At 65.5% G+C, this 20,673-nt stretch carries 18 protein-coding genes; 7 read left to right on the top strand and 11 right to left on the bottom strand.

The window, feature by feature from the left end:
* Positions 1–247: 247 nt before the first annotated feature.
* The 5 genes from AC628_RS23645 to AC628_RS23625 form a co-directional block, all read right to left on the bottom strand.
* Positions 248–991, bottom strand: a complete 744-nt coding sequence (locus tag AC628_RS23645) for an ABC transporter ATP-binding protein (protein WP_074129113.1) — start codon at positions 989–991, stop codon at positions 248–250.
* The gene (locus AC628_RS23640) at positions 984–1,751 is read right to left on the bottom strand and encodes an ABC transporter ATP-binding protein (protein WP_074129112.1); all 768 of its coding nucleotides are present in this window, start codon (positions 1,749–1,751) and stop codon (positions 984–986) included. Before AC628_RS23640 ends, AC628_RS23645 begins: the two co-directional genes overlap by 8 nt.
* Positions 1,744–2,691, bottom strand: coding sequence for a branched-chain amino acid ABC transporter permease (locus AC628_RS23635; protein ID WP_074129111.1), 948 nt, complete (start codon positions 2,689–2,691; stop codon positions 1,744–1,746). The genes AC628_RS23640 and AC628_RS23635 overlap by 8 nt, the downstream gene beginning before the upstream one ends.
* On the bottom strand, positions 2,688–3,605 hold the full coding sequence (locus tag AC628_RS23630) for a branched-chain amino acid ABC transporter permease (protein WP_074129110.1): 918 nt from the start codon (positions 3,603–3,605) through the stop codon (positions 2,688–2,690). The genes AC628_RS23635 and AC628_RS23630 overlap by 4 nt, the downstream gene beginning before the upstream one ends.
* Before the next feature lie 256 nt (positions 3,606–3,861).
* A complete protein-coding gene (locus tag AC628_RS23625) occupies positions 3,862–5,034 on the bottom strand; it encodes an ABC transporter substrate-binding protein (RefSeq protein WP_074129109.1) in 1,173 nt (390 codons plus the stop codon).
* A 391-nt stretch (positions 5,035–5,425) separates the two neighbouring features.
* Between AC628_RS23625 and AC628_RS23620 the strand changes: the two genes are divergently transcribed.
* Positions 5,426–5,974, top strand: a complete 549-nt coding sequence (locus AC628_RS23620; RefSeq protein WP_074129108.1) for a hypothetical protein — start codon at positions 5,426–5,428, stop codon at positions 5,972–5,974.
* 183 nt (positions 5,975–6,157) lie between these two features.
* Here AC628_RS23620 and AC628_RS23615 read toward each other — a convergent pair whose 3' ends face one another.
* On the bottom strand, positions 6,158–7,054 hold the full coding sequence (locus tag AC628_RS23615) for an RNA polymerase sigma factor (RefSeq protein WP_074129107.1): 897 nt from the start codon (positions 7,052–7,054) through the stop codon (positions 6,158–6,160).
* A gap of 29 nt (positions 7,055–7,083) precedes the next feature.
* Entirely contained in the window at positions 7,084–7,392 is a 309-nt protein-coding gene (locus AC628_RS23610; RefSeq protein ID WP_050426227.1) for a hypothetical protein, read from the bottom strand.
* A gap of 182 nt (positions 7,393–7,574) precedes the next feature.
* Between AC628_RS23610 and AC628_RS23605 the strand changes: the two genes are divergently transcribed.
* Complete coding sequence (locus AC628_RS23605) at positions 7,575–8,981, top strand: MFS transporter (protein ID WP_074129106.1); 1,407 nt, start codon at positions 7,575–7,577, stop codon at positions 8,979–8,981.
* Positions 8,982–9,096: 115 nt separating this feature from the next.
* Positions 9,097–10,371: an NAD(P)/FAD-dependent oxidoreductase gene (locus tag AC628_RS23600; protein ID WP_074129105.1), complete on the top strand. Its 1,275-nt coding sequence runs from the start codon at positions 9,097–9,099 to the stop codon at positions 10,369–10,371.
* 188 nt (positions 10,372–10,559) lie between these two features.
* Here the strand turns inward: AC628_RS23600 and AC628_RS23595 are convergent, their stop codons facing one another.
* Positions 10,560–11,510, bottom strand: a complete 951-nt coding sequence (locus AC628_RS23595) for an AraC-like ligand-binding domain-containing protein (RefSeq protein WP_074129104.1) — start codon at positions 11,508–11,510, stop codon at positions 10,560–10,562.
* A gap of 148 nt (positions 11,511–11,658) precedes the next feature.
* Between AC628_RS23595 and AC628_RS23590 the strand changes: the two genes are divergently transcribed.
* Positions 11,659–12,318 carry an isochorismatase family protein gene (locus AC628_RS23590; RefSeq protein WP_074129103.1) on the top strand — a complete coding sequence of 220 codons (660 nt, stop codon included), beginning with the start codon at positions 11,659–11,661 and terminating at the stop codon, positions 12,316–12,318.
* A gap of 239 nt (positions 12,319–12,557) precedes the next feature.
* On the opposite strand, the gene AC628_RS23585 is transcribed toward AC628_RS23590, so the two are convergent.
* Both AC628_RS23585 and AC628_RS23580 read right to left on the bottom strand, forming a co-directional pair.
* Positions 12,558–13,784 carry an ABC transporter substrate-binding protein gene (locus AC628_RS23585; protein WP_074129102.1) on the bottom strand — a complete coding sequence of 409 codons (1,227 nt, stop codon included), beginning with the start codon at positions 13,782–13,784 and terminating at the stop codon, positions 12,558–12,560.
* A 42-nt stretch (positions 13,785–13,826) separates the two neighbouring features.
* A complete protein-coding gene (locus tag AC628_RS23580) occupies positions 13,827–15,029 on the bottom strand; it encodes a cytochrome P450 (protein ID WP_074129101.1) in 1,203 nt (400 codons plus the stop codon).
* Between the two features lie 82 nt (positions 15,030–15,111).
* Between AC628_RS23580 and AC628_RS23575 the strand changes: the two genes are divergently transcribed.
* Positions 15,112–15,636: a MarR family winged helix-turn-helix transcriptional regulator gene (locus AC628_RS23575; RefSeq protein WP_050426221.1), complete on the top strand. Its 525-nt coding sequence runs from the start codon at positions 15,112–15,114 to the stop codon at positions 15,634–15,636.
* A 418-nt stretch (positions 15,637–16,054) separates the two neighbouring features.
* Here the strand turns inward: AC628_RS23575 and AC628_RS23570 are convergent, their stop codons facing one another.
* Positions 16,055–17,914 (bottom strand): feruloyl-CoA synthase, encoded by a 1,860-nt coding sequence (locus tag AC628_RS23570; RefSeq protein WP_074129100.1) that lies wholly within the window; start codon positions 17,912–17,914, stop codon positions 16,055–16,057.
* Positions 17,915–18,070: 156 nt separating this feature from the next.
* Between AC628_RS23570 and AC628_RS23565 the strand changes: the two genes are divergently transcribed.
* Both AC628_RS23565 and atzF read left to right on the top strand, forming a co-directional pair.
* The gene (locus tag AC628_RS23565) at positions 18,071–18,595 is read left to right on the top strand and encodes a MarR family winged helix-turn-helix transcriptional regulator (RefSeq protein WP_074129099.1); all 525 of its coding nucleotides are present in this window, start codon (positions 18,071–18,073) and stop codon (positions 18,593–18,595) included.
* Between the two features lie 236 nt (positions 18,596–18,831).
* The gene (atzF, locus tag AC628_RS23560) at positions 18,832–20,619 is read left to right on the top strand and encodes an allophanate hydrolase (protein WP_074129098.1); all 1,788 of its coding nucleotides are present in this window, start codon (positions 18,832–18,834) and stop codon (positions 20,617–20,619) included.
* The last annotated feature ends 54 nt before the right edge of the window (positions 20,620–20,673 follow it).

The raw sequence follows: 20,673 nt of genomic DNA, 5'->3' as shown, positions 1-20,673 counted from the left end.
TGGCCGTCGACCCTTCGAGACGCGCTACGCGCTCCTCAGGGTGACGGAATTGGCTTACTCAGCTTGCTCATTGTCATCACCCGCGCATGCGGGTGATCCAGTATTCCAGAGACGGTCGTGCTTGAGCCGATAGGCCGCGGCGTACTGGGTCGCCCGGTCAAGCCGGGCGACGACAACAGTGGATGAGGACAAAGCTTTCACATCCTCTCAGGGTGACGGGGATGGGTGCTGGCGCGTTGGTCCCGCTTCAAATCCCCAGATACTTGTGCTGCAACTCCGGCTCGGCGAGCAGCTGCTCGCTGGTGCCGCTCCACACCGTCTTGCCGCGCTCGATGATGTAGTGGCGGTCGGCGATGCGGGCGAGGTTGCCGACGTTCTTGTCGATCACCAGCACCGACTGCCCACGCCCCTTCAGCATCGAGAGGCAGCTCCAGATCTCGTCGCGGATCAACGGCGCGAGGCCTTCGGTCGCCTCGTCGAGGATCAGCAGCTTCGGATTGGTCATCAGCGCGCGGCCGATCGCGAGCATCTGCTGCTCGCCGCCGGACAGCGTGACGCCCATATTATTCGTGCGTTCGGCGAGGCGCGGAAACAGCGCGTGGATCTTGTCGATGGTCCACGGATCGGACGCGCCGAGCCGATTGCCTGAGGCGGCAACGAGGTTTTCGCGCACCGTGAGGTTCGGGAAGATCTGGCGGCCTTCCGGCACCAGGCCGATCCCGAGTTTTGCAATTCTGTAGGACGGGAGGCCGCGCACCGCCTCGCCGGCGAAACGGATGGCGCCTGAGCGCGCCGGCGTCAGGCCCATGATGGAGCGGATCGTGGTGGTCTTGCCCATGCCGTTGCGGCCCATCAGCGCGACCATCTCGCCCGACTTGATCTGCAAGGACAGGCCGAACAGCACCTGGCTCAACCCGTAGCAGGTCTCGATGCCATCGACTTCAAGCAACGTTTCAGCAGTTTTCGCTTCAGCCGATTTTGCTTCAGTCATGACGCGTCACCGCATGCTGCTCGCCGAGATAGGCGCGCCTGACCTCTTCATCCCTGCGGATCGCGTCCGGCACGTCGCAGGCGATGACGCGGCCATAGACCAGCACCGTGATGCGGTCGGCCAGCGCGAACACCGCCTCCATGTCGTGCTCGACCAGCACGATGGTGACTTCCTTGCGCAACTCCTTGAGCAGCGCGACCATCCGCGCCGACTCGGTGACGCCGAGCCCGGCCATCGGCTCGTCCAGCAGCAGAAGCTGCGGCTTGGTCGCGAGCGCGACCGCGAGCTCCAGCTCGCGCTGCTCGCCATGGCTCAATTGCGAGACCACGATATCGGCGCGCTTGCCGAGGCCGACGCGTTCCAGCGCCGACCGCGCGGTGTCGCGCAGATGCCGCTCCTTGCGCGCATTGCCCCAGAAGCGGAACGAGTGGCCGTCATGCGCCTGCGCCGCCAGCGCGACATTGTCGATCGCCGAGAAATCCTTCAGCAGCGAGGTGATCTGGAACGAGCGCGCCAGCCCGAGCCTGGAGCGCTTGTAGGACGGCAGGCCCGTGACGTCGCGGCCGGCAAAGCGGATGGTGCCGGAATTCGGCATCACCTGCCCGGTGAGCTGGCTGATCAGCGTGGTCTTGCCGGCGCCGTTGGGGCCGATGATGGCGTGCAGCTCGCCGGGTACCACCTCCATCGAGAGATTGTCGGTCGCGGTGATGCCGCCATAGCGGCGCACCAGATTGTCGACGCGGAGCAAGGGATCAGGCACGGCGCATCCTCCCGAGCAGACCCATGATGCCGCCGCGCGCGAACAACACGATCAAGAGCAGCACCGGGCCGAGGATCAGTCCGGAATATTCGGTGAACTGCGACAGCAACTCCTCGAGCAGCAGATAGACGATCGCGCCGATCACAGGGCCGAACAGCGAGCCCATGCCGCCCAGGATCACCATCACCATCAGGTCGCCGGAGCGGGTCCAGTACATCACCGCCGGGCTGACGAAGTCGGTGTTGTTGGCGAGCAGAGCGCCGGCCAGGCCGCAGATCGTGCCTGATATGACGAAACAGACCAGGCGATAGCGGTTGGCGTGGAAGCCGATCGCCTGCATGCGCTGCTCGTTGGAGCGGACGCCCTGCACCACGAGACCGAAGCGCGAATTGACGATGCGCCAGATCAGATAGAGGCCGCCGAACAGGCAACCGAGGCAGAGATAATAGAACTGCGTGCGATCGGACAGATTGATCAGGCCGGCGAAATCGCTGCGCTTGTAGACGGTGAGGCCGTCGTCGCCGCCGTAGCGCGACAGCGCGGAGGCGACGTAGTAGGCCATCTGCGCAAAGGCCAGCGTGATCATGATGAAATAAACGCCGCGGGTGCGCAGGCTGAGCGAGCCGATCAACAGCGCAAACAGCGCCGAGACCACAAGCGCCACCGGCCACTGGATGAAGCCGGAGCCGATACCCTCGGCGGCGAGGATGCCGACGGCATAGCCGCCGATGCCGAGATAGGCGGCATGGCCGAAGCTCATCATGCCGCCATAGCCCATGATCAGATTGAGGCTCGCGGCGGCCAGCGCGAAGATCACGATGCGGGTGAACAGCGTGAGGATGAAGATGTTGCCGGTGGCTGCCGAATAGACCGGCAGCAGAATGAGCGCGGCGCACATCAGCGCCGCGACCGCATTGGAGGCGTTGAGCTTCGGCTTCATCGTTTGGCCGCCGGGAACAGCCCCTCGGGCCGCAGTACGAGGATGATGGCCATCAAGAGGTAGATCAGCATCGAGGACAGCGCCGGCGCCGCGGTCGAGGCGGCGGCCCCGCTCAAGACCTTGCGCAGCAGGTCGGGCAGGAAGGCACGGCCCATCGTGTCGATGATGCCGACGAAGAGCGCGGCCATGAAGGCACCGCGGATCGAGCCGATGCCGCCGATCACGATGATGACGAAGGCCAAAATCAAAATGTTCTCGCCCATGCCGATCTGCACGGTGAGGATCGGCGCCTGCATCAGCCCGGCGAGGCCGGCGAGCGCGGCCCCCAGGCCGAACACCAGCGTGAACAGCAGCTTGATGTTGATGCCGAGCGCGCCGATCATCTCGCGATTGGAGGCGCCGGCGCGGATCAGCATGCCGACGCGGGTGCGCATCACGACGAGATAGAGCAAGGCTGCGACCGCCAGCGCGACCACGATGATCATCAGCCGGTAGGCCGGGTAGTACACCCCGGGAATGATCTGCACCGGCACGGTGAGCCAGGCCGGCAGCGGCAGCGCGAGGCCGGCCGGGCCCCAGATCAGCCGGACGGCATCGTTGAAGAACAGGATCAGGCCGAACGTCGCCAGCACCTGGTCGAGATGGTCGCGGCCATAGAGATGCCTGAGCGCGACATATTCCAGCACGATGCCGAGCAACAGCGTGGCACCGAGCGCCATCAGTGCGCCGAGCACGAAGCTGCCGGTCCAGGCCACGAAGGTCGCCGCGAAATAGGCGCCCATCATGTAGAGCGAGCCGTGCGCCAGGTTGACGAAATCCATGATGCCGAACACCAGCGTGAGGCCAGCTGCCAGCAGGAACAGCAGCAGGCCGAATTGCAGGCCGTTCAGCAGTTGTTCGACGACGAGATACATCGTGAGGCTACATCATCCCTAAAAAAACAGCGGCAGTGCATGTTCACCGCCGCATTGCTCGCTGCGTGTTCTCCCTCGCCCCGCTCTTGCAGGGCCGGGACGAGCAAAGCTCGCCCTGAGAGGGTTGGGGTGAGGGGCTGCCTCCGCAGACTGGACTCGTGGAGGGTCCCCCTCACCCGATTGCTTCGCAATCCACCTCCCCCGCAAGCGGGCGAGGTGAAGAGAAGCAAGCTACGCGCCAACACGGCGCAAAAGATCACTTCATCGGGCACTTGTCGTGGAACTTATCCTGGTCGTCCTTGACGATGGTCGCGACCGTCTTCAGCGAGAGCTGGCCGTCGGCGTCCTTGACCACGTCCTGCAGATAGAAGTTCTGGATCGGGATGTGGTTGTTGCCGTACTTGAACGGGCCGCGCAGCGACTTGAAGTTGGCCTTCTCCATCTCGGCCTTCATCGCATCCTTCTTGGTGAGGTCGCCCTTCACCGCGACGACGGCGCTGTTGATCAGCTGGGCGGCGTCATAGGCCTGGGCGCCGTAATAGGTCGGGCGCAGGCCGGGATACTTCTTGTGATAGTCCTCGACGAACTTCTTGTTCTCGGCGTTCGGTAGGTCGTTGACCCATTCCTGCGCGCCGGGAATGCCGATCGCGTTATCCTTCTGCAGCGGCAGCGACAATTCGTCGACGGTGAAGGCGGTGTAGAGCGGGATCTGCGCCTTGATGCCGGCCTGGGCGTACTGGTTCAGGAACTGGACGCCGGCGGCACCGGGATAGAACACGAAGATCGACTCGGCCTTGGAGTTGCGCGCCTTGGTCAGCTCGGCGGAGAAGTCGAGCTGGCTCGGCCACACCGTGTATTCCTCGCCGACCACCTCGCCCTTGAAGGTGCTCTTCACGCCCGCCAGCATGTCCTTGCCGGCGGCGTAGTTCGGGCCGATCAGGAACACCGACTTGACGCCCTTCTGGTTCATGTAGAGGCCCATTGCGGCGGGCGTCTGGTCGTTCTGCCAGGAGGTCGAGAACACGTAAGGCGAGCACAGTTCACCGGCGAGCTGCGACGGACCGGCATTGGCGGAGATCAGGAAGGTCTTGGAATCGACTGCGGTCTTCAGCGACGCCAGCAGCACGTTCGACCAGATGTAGCCGACGATGAAGTCGACCTTGTCGGACTGCACCAGCTTCTCGGTCTTCTGCTTGCCGACGTCGGGTTTCTGCTGGTCGTCCTCGTAGATCACCTCGACCGGCTTGCCGTCGATCTTGCGGCCGAGATGGTCGAGCGCGAGCTCGAAGGAATTGCGCATGTCGTTGCCGATCACGGCGGTCGGACCGCTGAAGGTCGAGACAAAACCGATCTTGACGCTGTCAGCCGCCGTCGCAGGCTGCGCGAGCGCCAAAGCCATGGCGCCTGCCAGCCAAAATGTCTTTTTCATATTCACTCCCCTCCTCAACCAAAGATCCCACGAGGCTCGATCAGGCGCCCCGGGGGTCACGCTTTGCGCGCGTCGTTCTGTGACGTATTTTGTGCGCGATATCGCAAGTGTGCAGCAAGCATGAACCGACGGCCCTCGATTAGAACCTTCGGCGCATACCCCAGCACCGTGCATCATAATTCATCCAATTCGGCCATGGCAAGAAATATAATGCCGGTTGCGTAGGCAACGATTGTCGCAGGGCCCGGCTCCCGCCAACGCCCCCGGCGCGCAATGCAGCAGGCTTTAACGATCCGGTAAAGGACGCGGAAACCACAGGCCCGCACGCGCTCGCGGGCTTCATGGTCCGGAAAGCATCACCGGGCGACGCTGCCGCCAAGGGGTGCGTCACATGCTGAATTACATCTTCGGCTTCAATGCCCGGATGGGCCGGTTGGCCTTCTTCTTCTGCAGCTTCGTGACAGGCGTCGGCTTTCTGATGCTGGTCTACGGCATCACCGGCAACGCACCGGCGAGCGGCAGGATGGACGTGCTGCTGGCGCAGGCAGCGAGCAGCCCCGCCCTGATCTTTTCCTTCTATGGCATGCTCGTCGTCTGCTTCATGCTGCAGTCGATGCGGGTGCGCGACATCGGATGGGATCCGGTCTGCGTGATGGCGGCATGGATCGCCCTCATGGTGCTTGACCGGGCCGTTGCCGGACGATTTCCCGAATATGCGCTGACCTATCAGCACACCGCAACGGTGGTCGGCACGGCCGTCAATGGCGTCATGAACCTGGTCCTGACGTTCTGGCCGGGCCGCGGCCATGTCGATGAAGCGTCGTCCTTGCCTCGCGAGAGCGGCGGTGATGGCATGTTCGAACGAAGCAGCCCACCGGCCGCATCCGGCAGCCGCGTGGCGCGGATTGCCAGTGGCGAATTCGGCGGCAAGACGCGGTAGCGGCGCTCTCTCTCCGTCGTCCCTGCGAAAGCAGGGACCCATAACCACAGCATCGTGTCGTTGAAGTGAGCGGTAGCCCCAGCTCGCTCAAGCACAACGAACGGTGGTTATGGGTCCCGGCTTTCGCCGGGACGACACGGAGTTTGTGGCGCGGTCACCGTGCTAGAAACTGGGCGAAGGCACTCACCCCTGATCCACCGCCCATTCGGCGCCGTCGATCGCATAGGATGCGTGGCGGAAGTCCCTGATTGTCGCGACCTTGTCGGCCGACCAGTCGAGCAGCATGAACGATCGCGGCGGCGCGTCCAGAGCGTCGGGATCGAACACCAGGATCGCCGGACGTCCCTCGACCTGGCCGGTCACCAGGTGCCAGTCGCTGATCTTCGCGTAATTGCCGAAGTAGCGCGACACCTCGGCCTTGCCGTTGAGCCGCGTCCGGTTGACGAGCTCGAGCCTGATGTCATCGGCGATCATGGCGCGGATCGCGTCGAAGTCGCGCGCGTTGAAGCGGCCGACATAGGCGTTCAGCCTGACACGATCATCCGCCGACAGGCCGGGCCGCGGCGCATCGTCAGGTTCGCGGGCGAACGCGCGCAGCTGCGTGCGTCCGCGGTGCAGCGCGGCCTTCACCGCGGGCAGGCTGAAATCCATGATGCCGCAAACCTCCTGCAACGAGCAGCCGAGCACATCCATCAGGATCACGCTGGAGCGCTGCGCCACCGGCAGCCGCATGAAGGTGCGCAGGCTGCTTGCCGCGATCTCGCGACGGCTGACATCGTCAAGCTCTGCGGCCATCATGTCCACCTCCTCCGAAGAGTGGAGCGCGTCCTGGCGGTTGCGCCGTCTGAGGAAATCGAGCGCGGTGTTGTGTGCGATCCGGAACAGCCAGGCTTCCGGGTTCTGGATCGGAGCCGCGGATGTGGAGGCTTGCATCGCCTTGATCAGCGCGTCCTGCAGCACATCCTCGCCGTCGATCACGGATCCGACCATGCGGGCGCAGTAGCGATGCAGCCTTGGCCGCATCGCCGCCAGCAACGCGTCGACATCGGTCGCGGCCGGCGCCTGGGGTGATGACGTCATGATGGCTCCGCCAAGTCGGTTCGCTCGGTTCACGGCTCATCCAGCATACGATAATTCCCGACAATCACCGCACTGCGAACCAGCGGCGGCTCGGCGCAACGATCCCGGATGCCGTCCTGGAAGGCCTGGAACGCGGCCAGTTTCGGGATCGGGCTCGAGCCGTCGTCAGCCGCGGTCTCGACCATGTGGATGAAGGTGTCGTCCTCCAGCCGCAGGGTCATGTAGCGCACGCCATCCGGGCTGGCCGCCTTCAGCTCGGCGAACACGGCCGCAACCAGCGCGGCATTCTTCTCCGCCATTTCCGGCTTGGTCTTGTACCTGATCAGGGTCCGTCTCATTGCAACCTCCTTGGCCTGGTTTTGCAGCCTGAACCGGCCGCGTCAGACCCAAGGACGTCTGCGGACCGCCAAAGGATGCGGTCCGGCAAAAATAATCTTTGGCCGAATCCTTTGCCTGCCCCGGCTCGTCCTTGCCGGCGAAGCGCGCCGCAAGCCCCGCGGCACGTCAGCGGAGAACCACCATGCAGACCCCTGAACAACGCACCGAACAGCGCTGGGTGCTCGGCCTCACCGCGCTGGCATCCTTCATGATGGCGCTGGACGCCATGATCATGACCACGGCCTTCGCCACCATCCGCGCCGATTTCGGTAGCGCCGTGGAGACGCTGCAATGGACCGTCAACGCCTTCAATCTGACCTTCGCGGTGCTGCTGCTGACAGGTGCTGCGCTCGGCGACCGTTTCGGGCGGCGCAGGATGTTCGCGGCCGGGATTGGCCTGTTTGTCGTGGCATCCGCGGCCTGCGCGCTGGCCGGCAACGCCGCTTCACTGATCGCGGCACGGGCGCTACAAGGCGCAGGTGCGGCGCTGGTGATGCCGCTGGCGATGGCGATCCTGAGCGGCGCCTTCGGCCGCGAGGAGCGCGCCCGCGCGCTCGGCATCTTCAGCGGCATCACCGGCTGCGCGCTGATCATCGGCCCCGCGATCGGCGGCTTCATCACCGAGCATCTCGGCTGGCGCTGGATCTTCTGGATCAATTTGCCGATCGGCCTGGTCGCGATTGGTCTCGTGCTGGCCCGGCTGCGCGAGAGTTTTGGACCGGCAGCGCCGCTCGACGTCACCGGACTGACGCTGGTCGCGCTCGCGGCGCTGGCGCTGGTTTGGGGCCTGTTGCGCGGCAACGGCATCGGATGGGCCAGCGCGGAAGTCATGGGCGCGCTGATCGCCGGTGCCGCACTGGCCATGATGTTCGTGCTGTGGGAGCTGCGTGCCACCAGCCCGATGGTGCCGATGCGGCTGTTCGCGGCCAGGCCGTTTGCATCCGGTATGGCTGCGAGCGTGCTGTTCTACGCCGCGATGTATGGCGTGCTGTTCCTGCTGCCGCAATTCCTGCAGATCGTGCTCGGCTTCGACGCCTTCGGCGCCGGGCTTCGCCTGATCCCGTGGACCGCGACATTGTTCGTCACCGCGCCGATCGCCGGCGCCGTGGTCAACCGCTTCGGCGAGCGCACGCTTGTGGTCACCGGCCTCCTGATGCAGGCGATCGGTCTCGGCTGGATCAGCGAGATCGTGAGCCCCACGGTGTCCTATTCGGCGCTGGTCGCGCCGCTGGTGCTCGCCGGCGTCGGCGTCTCGATGGCGATGCCGGCCGCGCAGAACGCGGTGCTGAGCTCCGTTGCCGTCAGCGAGATGGGCAAGGCGTCGGGTATCTTCAACATGGGCCGCTTCCTCGGCGGCATGTTCGGGATCGCCGCGCTGGTGGCGAGCTTCGTCGCCACCAGCGCGGCCGATTCGTCCGGACATTTCAGCAATGGATTCGCTGCGGCGATGAGCCTTGCGGCAATGCTCTCATTCGCCGGCGCAGTCGCGGGACTGTTTCTGCCGATGCGACGACAGGTCGTCGCCAAGGCCGCGCCGCAGGACGCGTGAGGCGCGCAGCGATTGGGTTTTGCTATCGGGCGATCAGGCAATTCGTATTGGAATGAGGCCGCGAATGAATACATAATCAAGCGACGAAGCCGTTCGAAACCGAGGGCGACATCAGATGACGCAAGCGCCGGCCAAACCTCATCGCGTGGTGATCGTCGGCGCCGGCTTCGGCGGACTGGAAGCCGCCTTCGGTCTTCGCGGCGCGCCGGTCGAGATCACGCTGATCGACCGCCGCAACCACCATCTGTTCCAGCCGCTGCTCTACCAGGTCGCGACCGCATCGCTCGCAACCAGCGAGATCGCCTGGCCGATCCGCTATCTCCTCCGCGACCGCCCCGAAGTGACGACGCTGTTCGCCAATGTCTGCGGCGTCGATGCCGCGGCGAAGTGCGTGCAGCTCGACGACGGCGGCAGCATTCCCTACGACACGCTGATCCTCGCCACCGGCGCGCGTCACGCCTATTTCGGCCATGACGAATGGGAGCCGTTCGCACCCGGCCTGAAGACGCTGGAGGACGCCACCACGCTCAGGCGACGCATCCTGGTCGCCTTCGAGCGCGCCGAGCGCGAGACTGATCCCGACAAACGCGCGGCGCTCTTGACCTTCGTCATCATCGGCGCCGGGCCGACCGGCGTCGAGATGGCCGGCACCATCGCCGACCTCGCCAAGGACACGCTGCCGCAGGACTTCCGCCACATCGACACCCGCAAGGCGCGCGTGGTGCTGATCGAGGCCGGCCCGCGCGTGCTGGCCGGCTTCCCCGACGATCTCTCGGCCTATGCGCAGGCGTCGCTGGAAAAACTCGGCGTCGAGGTGATGCTGGGCGAGCCGGTCACCGAATGCTCCGCCGATGGCGTGGTGTTCGGCGGCAAGCGACTGGAGGCCCGCACCATCGTGTGGGCCGCCGGCGTGCGCGCCTCGCGCGCGGCCGAGTGGCTGAATGCGCCGGCGGATCGCGCGCATCGGCTGCAGGTCGAGGTTGATCTGACCGTGCCCGGCCATCCCGATGTCTTCGCGGTCGGCGACACCATCACGATCAAGGGCCCCGACGGCAATCCGGTGCCCGGCATCGCGCCGGCCGCCAAGCAGGAGGGGCGTTACGTCGCCGCATTGATCAAGGCCCGGCTCGACGGCAAGACGCTGCCGCCGTTCCGCTACAAGCATGCCGGCAGCCTTGCGCAGATCGGCAAGAAGAAGGCGGTGATCGATTTCGGCTGGCTCAAACTGCGCGGCTCACTGGCATGGTGGATCTGGGGTCTCGCCCACATCTACTTCCTGATCGGCGTGCGCCACCGGATTGCCGTGGCGATGAACTGGCTCTGGATCCACACCCGCGACCAGCGCGCCGCGCGGCTGATTACGCAGGGCAGCAGCAAGGTCGCGCAGTAGAGCGTCGCGGGGCGCGCGCGCTCACTCTATCTCCGTCATCCTGACGCGCGAGCCCTTGCGAGCCTCGAAGGGTGAACGGCCTGGCTGGTGGCCGTGCATCCTTCGAGGCTCGCTCCGCTCGCACCTCAGGATGACGGAATCGCGATCGGTGCAGTGTTTCACCGTTGCGCGACAAGCCGCGAGCCCCCTCACACCATCACTTGATGCGGTGACCGCCCGAATGCGGCCTTGAAGGCGCGGCTGAAATGCGAGACGTCGCTGAAGCCGAAGCTGAGCGCGACATCGGTGACATGGGCGAAGCGCCGCTCGGCCAGCGCCTGGTAGGCGCCGGCGAGCCGCTGCTGCCAGAGCCAGCGGATCGGCGTCGTGCCTTCCCGCGCAAACAGGCGATTGAGCGTGCGCGGCGCTATGTTCTGCGCCGTGGCGATCGCATCGAGGTCGAGTTCGGGGTCGTCGAGATTGGCCAGGATGTAGGCCTTGACCCGCGCCAGCCGTTCGTCGCCGTGCCGTGGCACGTCATCCGTCAGCTCGGCCTGGAGCGTGGTCGCGAAGATATCGAGCGCTGAGGCGCCGAGCCGTATCGCAGCAGGCCCAGCTTCGTCATCGAGGTGCGTCAGCCGACGGATCAGCGATCCCGCCAGCGCCCCGATTTTCGACGCGTTGCCGACCCGCCGCGCCGTCAGGCGTTGCGCATCCGGCAGGCGCGCGAGCAGCAGCTGCCGCGGGATCGAAACCATGATCGACCGCGCGCTCGGAGCGAATTCGAGCGTGAACGGCTGCGCCTGGTCATGCAGCATGAGGTCGCCGCGGCGCATCCGCACCTCGCGTCCGCCCTGTGCGAAGCCGACCTCGCCGCGCAACGTGAGCCACAGCATGAAATAGTCGCGCGGGTCCCTGCGGACATCGCTCGCGCTGCGCATCACCCGGATGCGGTCGGCGGCCGGCGTCGACGACCAGATGTCGTTGATCGCAAGCGAGCCGAAATGGCGGATCGAGATCGACGCGGCAAACGCCTCGTCGGCGACGCGGCGGCACTCGGTCAGCGAGAATTCGCGGCAGGTGACGTGATGCCAGCGATCGAAACTGTCGCCCGGCGCAACAAGCGTGTGCGCGACGACTGCGTGATCTGGGGTTTGCATTGGCCTTGCTCCCGCCGAACCCGGCAGCGGGATATTCTGCGTCCACCCCTCCCATCTGGCAAGCCGAGTCCATCGATTGGCCCGCACAGCCAAGAACGACCGCAGGAACCGGCGTAGAAAATGTCTTCCACAGGAGAGGAGACACCACATGGGCTATCAATGCGACGTCATCGATCCGGCCAGAACCGTCATGATCGTTGTCGACATGCAGAACGACTTCGTGGCGGAGGGCGCCAAGCTGCGCTCCGCGCAGGCCGCCGCCATGGTGCCGCTTCTGGCGCAGACCCTGAAGGCCTGCCGCGACAAGGGCATCCGCGTCATCTACACCGCGCATGTGCACCGCCGCGACGGCAGCGATATGGGGCTGTATGACGATCTCTATGCGCCGATCGCCGACCGCTCGTCGCTGGTCGATGGCACCGCGGGCGTCGAGATCTTCAACGACCTTGCGCCCGCCCCCGGCGAGCACGTCATCAAGAAGCACCGCTACAGCGCGTTCTTCGCCACCGATCTCGACCTCATCCTGCGCGAATGGGGCATTACGACGGTGATCATCTCGGGGACGACCACCGAGAACTGCTGCCACGCCACCGCGCGCGACGCCATGTTCCACAATTACAAGGTCGTGTTCCTGTCGGATGCGACCGGCACGTTCGACTATCCCGATGTCGGCCAGGGCGCCCTCTCCGCCGAAGAGGTGCATCGCGCCACGCTGACGATCCTCGCGTTCTCGACGGCGCATGTGATGACGGCGGCCGAGATGCTGGGGCGGGTGAAGGCGGGTGACGGAGCAGCGAAGGCAGCGTAGTGAAGTTCGATCACAACGCAGAAGCTCCCCCTTTCACCCTCCCCTGGAGGGGCAGGGTCGGAGTGCATGGAGCGCAGCGACATGCGCTCCGGGGTGGGGTGATCCCTCCACTCGGGCACCGCTTCAACGGAGAGACCGTCACCCCACCTCGGTTCGCATTTCATGCGAACCGATCCCAGAGCGAGCTTCGCTCGTCTCGACCCCTCCAGGGGAGGATGAAGAGCACCGCGGCAAGCAGCTCACTTCACCAGCGAGCAGCCGCCATCGGCGAGCGGGCGGAACGCCTGGTCGGCCGGAATGGTCGCGATCAGCTTGTAATAATCGTAGGGGTACTTCGACTCCTCCGGCTTCTTCACCTCGAACAGATACATCGGGTGGACGACGCGGCCGTCCTGGCGGATCGTGGTCTCGCCGAACAGCTTATCCTTGCCCTTGAAGGTCTTCATCTGCGGCACCACCACCTTGGCGTCGTCGCTGCCGGTCGCGGCAACGGCGTTGAGGTAGGCGAGTGTCGAGGCATAGACGCCGGCCTGGTTGCCGCTCGGCATCTTGCCGTTCATGCCGGGACGCGCGGCGAAGCGTTTTGCGAACGCGCGGGTGTCGTCGTTCATGTCCCAGTAGAAGGCTTCCAGCAGCTGCAGGCCCTGGGCGACCTTCAGGCCCATGCCGTGGACGTCGTTCACGAACAGCAGGAACGCCACCATGGTCTGGCCGCCTTGCTGGATGCCGAACTCGGCCGCCTGCTTCACCGCGTTGATGGTGTCGCCGCCGGCATTGGCGAGACCGATCACTTTGGCCTTCGAGCTCTGCGCCTGCAGCAGGAAGGACGCGAAGTCCGACGTGCCGAGCGGATGCTTGCTCGATCCCAGCACCTTGCCGCCATGCTTCTCGATGTAGTTGGTCGCCTCGGCTTCGATGCCCTTGCCCAGTGCGTAGTCGACCGTGACAAAATACCAGTCCTTGCCGCCACGCTGCATCATCGCGGCCGCGGTGGTGTTGCCGGTCGCCCAGGCGTCGTTGACCCATTGAATGGTGTTCGGCGAGCAGGCCTTGCCGGTGAGATCGGAGCTCGCGGTCGATGACGCCAGGAACGTCATCCTGCTATCGCGCAGGATGGTGTTGATGGCGAGGCCGACGGCCGAGTTCGGCACGTCGACGATGGCGTCGACGCCTTCGACATCGAGCCATTTGCGCGCGATCGCGGAGCCGACGTCGGCCTTGTTCTGGTGATCGGCATAGACGATCTCGACCTTGATGCCCTTGCCGCCGCCGTTGAAATCTTCTGCCGCCATCCGCGCGGCCTCCACCGAGCCCATGCCGTTGGTGTCCTGGAAGATGCCGGAAATGTCGTTCAGCACGCCGACGCGCACGACATTGTCTGATATCTCCGCGCGTGCGCTGCCCGCGACGCAGGCCAATGCCAGCGCAAGTCCAATCCTGAATCGCCCAACCCCAAAGCCCCTCATCCTATCCCCTCCCTTTGCGTCATTTCGCAGCCGGCGAATTCGTCAGGCTGGCGTGATTTCGACCGGCAGCCTCTCGAGCCCGCGCAGCGTGTTGTTGAACAGGCGCTTCGGCTCGCCTGTGATTTCGATCCTGGCAACACGGCGCGCCAACGCCGCCATCATCACCTCGCCTTCGAGGCGGGCGACCAGCTGGCCGACGCACATGTGGATGCCCGAGCCGTAGCCGACATGGCCCGAGGTGCGGCGCGTGATGTCGTAGCTGTCGGGCTCTTCCCAACGGCGCGGATCACGATTGGCCGCAGCCAGGAACATCAGCACCTTCTCGCCCTCGGGGATGCTGGCCCCACTGAGCTCGACATCACGGGTCGTGGTGCGGAAGAAAGTCTGGACTGGACTTTCGAACCGCACGGCCTCCTCGAAGGCGTTACGCGCCAAGGTCGGATCGTTGCGCAGCTTCTCGAACTGGTCGGGGAAGCGGGCGAGGCAGTAGACGGCGGCGCCGATGCCGTTGACGGTGGTGTCGAGACCGGCCGATAGCAGCGAGCGCACCAGAAGCGGCGCCTCGGTCGCGGTAATGGCGCCGCTGTCGACATGGGCGTGGATGCAGGCGCCGATGCCGCCCGGGGTGAGGTTGTCGCGCTGACACTGCTCGGCAATGTAGGCCTGGTGCGGCGCAGAGCGCTCGATCGCCTGCTTGCGCAGTTCGTTCGGCGGCCCGAAGGCGTTGAACACCAGGCTGGCGTAAGGCAGCAGATTCTCGCGACCCTCCGGCTTCAGGCCGAGCGCATCCGGGAAGATCGACAGCGGATAGGCTTCCGCAAGGTCCGCGATCGCATCGAACCTGCGCTTCTCCAGCAGCGCATCGACGCGGGCCTCCGCGGCCTCGGCAAATCGCCCACGAAGCTGCTTCATCACCGTCGCAGACAGCACCGAGCTCAGCACATTGCGGGTTCGGGTGTGGGCGGGCGGGTCGGCCTCCAGGATCAGGCTCGGCGGCCGCCACGGCTTTTCCTTGGAAAAGTCGCTGAGGCCGACGCCGCGGCTGGAGCAGAACGTGGCGGGATCGTTCAGGACGGCGTACACCTCCGCGTAGCGCGCCACCCCATAGACATTCCACTTGTCCAGATAAACCACCGGCCCGGCCTCGCGCAGCCGCTGATGGGTCGGGAACGGATCGGCGAAGAAGTCGAGCGCGAACGGATCGACGTCCAGATGCGGGACGGACGCATCGTCTGTTGCAGTCATCGGGACCTCCCGAGGTTTGATCTTGTCAACACGGGCCGCATGTCACTTGCTCCCGAACAGTTTCGCAGCGATGATTTGAGAAATGAGCAGCCAGCCCCTCCCCCGAAAGCCCCGCCGGCCAAGACCGGCCGATCCCGCAGACGCCATTGACGGCCCGCTGCTGGACCTCAATCGCTATGTGCCGGCGTTCATCACCTTCATCGGCAACAAGCTGTCGAACAGCGCCACCGCATTTTACCAGAAGAATTTCGGCGTCAACGTCACCGAGTGGCGGATCATCTCGCAGCTGGCGATCGAGCCGGGGATTCCCGCCTCCCGGATCTGCCAGGTGATCGGCTTCGACAAGGGGCCGGTCAGCCGCAACCTCGCGGCGCTGCAGAAGCGCGGCCTGCTGACGATCCGTACCGCGCCCGACGACGGCCGCACCCATTCGATCACGCTGACCGCACGCGGCCGCGCCGTCCACGACAAGGTCATCGTCGCAGCGCTGGAGCGGGAGCGGCGGCTGCTGTCGTGCCTGAAGAAGGACGAGCGCGAGGTGCTGATCGACCTGCTGCGCCGGCTGCACGAGAATCTCGGCGCCGTAACCGGGCAAAGCACGACCTGACCGCACGGCGGGGCCCTGCGCCACCGCGGCATTCACCGGCTGTTCCAAGCGTGCTGCTCGTACGCTGCTGCGCAACATGATCCTCCCAAATGCGAGGCCGTTGACCGGCCCTGTCCCGATTGGGGCAAAACTCGCACAGATTAGTTGCTATGGCAACTAAAAATACGAGCCGATGCGGAGCAAAAGCTCCAGGGAACCGATACAGTCGGGACGAGCGGACGGTCCGCCAATCGTGCCACAACTCGGTGTCGTCCCGGCCTCCGAGCCGGGACCCATAACCACCGATGCTGATTATTGCACGCCAGCGGAACGACGACCTTCGTTCACAACGTCGGCCGCGGAGTATGGGTCCCTGCTTTCGCAGGGACGACAGCGGTGGGCGTGGCATCCTCCCAGCGACCCACCGGCGCAAATCGCGTCACGAGCCCGTGCAGGCGATCGGCTCGGACGACGCGTCGTCCTCCAGGACCGCCACCGCTGCAGCGCGGCGCGTCAGCACGGCGCGCTGGTTGATGTAGCCCTTGTCGGTGATCTCGCCGCCGTCGACCGAGGCCGGCTCGGCGAGCAACAGCGCACGGGTGGAATGGCCGGAGGAATGGCCGCCTTGCGCCTTCAGCTTTGCCAGCCCCTGCCCGATCACGGAACGGACTGCCGGGTGATCGATCACCTCGCGTACATCGGCGGTCTCGGCCAGCCCCGCCAGAGAACGGCAGGCGGCCAGATTCGGGAACACCAGGAAGCGCACCTCATCGCGGCCGTGGCCCGTCACGACGATATCCTGCGCGAGCGGTGCAAGCGCCGCGATGCCGGCGACGCGCAAGGTGCCGACACTGACCCAGGTTCCGGAATTGAGTTTGAAATCCTCCGCCACCCGGCCGTCGAAGAACAGGCCGAGATCCGGCCGGTCAGGATCGGCGAAGGTGACGGCGTCCCCGATCATGTAGAAGCCTTCGTCGTCGAAGGCCTCCGCGGTGAGTTCGGGCGCCTTCCAATAGCCCGGAGTGACATTGGGCCCGCGCACGCGCACCTCGAGCTTGTCGCCCGACGGCACGAGCTTGAGCTCGGTGCCGGGAATCGGCACGCCGATATTGCCGGAGCGGTTTGCCAGGAAGTGGCAATCGGTCGCCAGCGGCGAGGTCTCGGTCGAGCCCCAGGCCGACACCATCGGCAGCCTGCGGCCGACCGTCTGCAGCGACAATTCCTCCAGCGCATCCCACAGATTCTGCGGCAGCGCCGCGCCGGCATAGAAGGCGAATTTGGTGCCCGCGAAGAACTTGCGGCGCAGTTCCTCGTCGGTGCGGAGTGCCGCGATCAGCATGTCGAAGCCGCGTGGCACATTGAAATAGACCGTCGGCACCACGCTGCGCAGATTGGCGAGCGAGGTCGCGAACAGACCCGGCGCCGGCTTGCCGCCGTCGATATAGAGCGTGCCGCCGTTGCGCAGCACCAGGTTGAAATTGTGGTTGGCGCCGAAGGTGTGGCTCCAGGGCAGCCAGTCCAGAATGACGAGTTCGGCGCCCGGTTGCTCCAGGAACGTCCAGGTCTGCGCCTTGGCCTGCTGGCTCGAGGTCAGCATGCGCTGGGTGTTGATCACGGCCTTCGGCGTGCCGGTCGAGCCCGAGGTGAACAGGAATTTTGCGATCGTGTCCGGCGTCACCGCGGCTAAGGCCTTTGCCACGTCCGGCGATTCCAGCGTCGCTGCAATGGCTGGGAATGCCAGCGCGTCGGCATCATCGATATTGCCGCTGACAATGGTTGCGCGATGCAGCGGCTTGATCGCGACAAGCGCGGCGGAGAACGGCTTCGTGCCCGCGACATAGATCGCGCCGGGATCGAGCAGGCTGATCATGCCTTTCAGCTTGTCGAAGTCCTTCGACATCAGCGAATAGGCCGGCGAGATCGCGGCCGAGGGCACGCCGACATGCTGCGCGGCGAGCGCGAACAGCGCGTGATCGATGCCGTTGTCGGAGAGGATGACGAGTGGCCGCTCGGTGCTCAGCCCTTGCGCCAAAATCCACGATGCAGCGCGCCGTACGATCCCGAGCGCGTCGCGATAGCTGACGGTGGTCCAGGGCGCCTCGGTGCTGGTGTGCTCTCCGAGGAAGATGCGATCCGGTGCCTGCCGCGCCCAATGCTCCAGCCAGTCGCCGATGCAGCGGGCGCTTTCTTTCAAGGGCGTGGTGGAGCGGACCAGGATGCTGCCGTCGCCACGTCGATCCGCCACGATGGCAGGCGTCGCGAACAGGCTATTCGGATTGTCTGCGCTGACGGCAGCCATGGCTTCCTCCTCGCCCGTGTCGTTTCGGGATCGCGCCGCAACATGATGCGGCGCACTGATCCCTGCGGGGCTCTTTGGCGATAATGTTGCGGACATCAATTGTTGTCGTCAACAACAATCTTTCCCTCCTGAAGGCGACGCGCTAGCATCGCAGTCATGGCAAGCAAGCAAAAGACTTCGCGCAAGGCGGCAGCAGCGGCAATCCGCCGGCCCCGCGCGCGGGCGGCCAATGACGGGGCGTATGCCGGCGACACCGGTGACGACATCGGCCTTGACGCACTGGTCGGCCACGCCGGCTATGCGGTGCGGCGCTTCCAGCTCTGGATCTTCCAGGACTTCATCAAGACGCTGGCGACCGTCGATATCCGTCCGACCCAATATTCGGTCATGACCGTGATCGGGGCCAATCCAGGCCTCAGCCAGATGGCGGTCGCCAAGCGGCTCGGGATCGAGCGCGCGCGGCTGGTGCATCTGCTCGACAGCCTCGAGGAGCGCGACTTCGTCAGCCGCATCCCCTCGGCCACCGACCGCCGCTCCCACGCACTGCATCTGACCACGCGCGGCAAGACCGCACTGGCGCAGTTCAAGCGGCTCGCCGCCGAGCACGAGCGGCATGTCGCCGAGAAGATCGGCAAGGAAAACCGCGAGCGGCTGCTGCAGATACTCGCCTGCTTCACCTGATCCCGCGGCCGGATTTCGGCCTGGTCACACCTGCTCTAAAATTAGGCATCGACACTCGCAAGTCAGCCTGCATCAGCTACCAGCGAGCATTTCAAACAGCTGATATTGTGTAATAATTCGTCGCATCGCGACCGCGGATGAATTGTACACAATGGCACATTGCTTGCTTCGATCAGGCTGCAATTCCCTCGCGGCGGGCACCCCATGCCCAGTCGCTCAACAGACGAGCCAACCACGTGACTGAAACTGTCGCCGCGATCGTTGCCGCACACCGCACCAAGACCATGACGCCGGCGCAAACCGTGGCGAGCAGCTACCAGCGCATTCGCGAGCACAACGATCCCGCCATCTTTATCAGCCTGCGCGACGAGCAGGAGGCGCTCGCCGAAGCCGAGCGGCTCACGGACCCGACGCTGCCGCTTTATGGCGTGCCGGTCGCCGTGAAGGACAATATCGACGTCGCGGGGCTGCCGACCACCGCCGCCTGCCCGGCATTCTCCTATCTGCCCGCGAAGGATTCCACTGTTGTCGCCAGGCTGCGCGCGGCCGGCGCCATCATCATCGGCAAGACCAATCTCGACCAGTTCGCCACCGGCCTGGTCGGCGTGCGCTCGCCCTACGGCATTCCCAGGAACCCGGTGCGCGGCGACCTCGTGCCGGGTGGATCGAGCTCGGGCTCTGCGGTCGCGGTGTCGGCGGGCCTCGTGCCGCTGTCGCTCGGTACCGACACCGCGGGCAGCGGCCGCGTCCCGGCGATGCTCAACAATATCGTCGGGCTCAAGCCGAGCCTCGGGCTGATCTCGAACGCAGGGCTGGTGCCGGCCTGCCGCACGCTCGACTGCATTTCGGTGTTCTCGCTCACCGTCGATGACGCATTGGCCGCGCTTGCCGTGATGGCCGGGCCTGACGATGCCGATCCGTTCTCGCGCGACCGGCCGCTCGGGCCGCTCGCGGCGTTCCCGGCGAAGCTGAAGCTCGGCATTCCCAAGAGCGGCCAGCTGATCTTCTTCGGCGATCGCGAAGCCGAAACGGCCTATGGCGCGGCACTGACACGCTGGCAGGCGCTCGGCGCCGAACTCGTCGAGTTCGACCTCGAGCCGTTCTACGAGACCGCGCGGCTGCTCTATGAGGGCCCGTGGGTCGCCGAGCGCTATCTCGTGATCCGCGACCTGCTGGCATCGTCGCCCGACGCGATCCATCCGGTGACCCGCGAGATCACCATCGGCGGCGCGCGGCCGACCGCGGCCGATACATTCGCCGCGCTCTATCGCCTGCAGGCGCTGCGCGGCGTGGCCGCGCGCACCTTCGCGCAACTCGACGCAATCGTGCTGCCGACCGCCCCGACGGTCTATTCCACCGCCGACGTGCTGGCCAACCCGATCGAGCTCAACTCGCGGCTCGGCACCTACACCAACTTCGTCAACCTGCTCGATCTCTGCGGCCTCGCGCTGCCGGCGGCGATGCGTCCCGACGGCGCGCCGTTCGGCATCACGCTGCTCGCTCCTGCCGGCTGCGATGCGAAGCTTGCCGGCATGGGCCGCGTGTTCCACGCCGACACCGGACTTGCGCTCGGCGCGAAGGCGCTGCCGCAGCCGCCGCTGGCCGCTGTCCCGGCGCAGGCCAGCGCCGACGAGATCACGATCGCGGTGGTCGGCGCGCATCTCTCCGGCATGGCGCTGAATCATGAGCTGACGACGCTCGATGCGCGGCTGCTGGAAGCGACCACCACCGCAGCGGACTACAAGCTCTATGCTCTCGACACCACGCCGCCGAAACCCGGCATGCTGCGTATCGAGGCCGGCGCGGGTGCATCGATCAAGCTCGAGCTCTGGGCAATGTCGGCCGCCGCGTTCGGAAAATTCGTCGCCGCGATTCCGCCGCCGCTCTCGATCGGCACGGTCCGGCTCGCCGACGGACGGCAGGCCAAGGGCTTCATCGTCGAGCCGGCCGCGATCCATGGCGCGAAGGATATCTCGGCCTATGGCGGCTGGCGGGCGTTCATGGCGGAGAAGGCAAAAGCGTAGCCGCCAGGCTGGTGCGCTCCCTTGCCTCGCACCCTCGTCATTGCGAGCGAAGCG

It is taken from the genome of Bradyrhizobium sp. NAS96.2, from assembly GCF_001908235.1.
Classification (GTDB): domain Bacteria; phylum Pseudomonadota; class Alphaproteobacteria; order Rhizobiales; family Xanthobacteraceae; genus Bradyrhizobium.
This window is presented reverse-complemented; position numbering and strand designations above follow the sequence as displayed.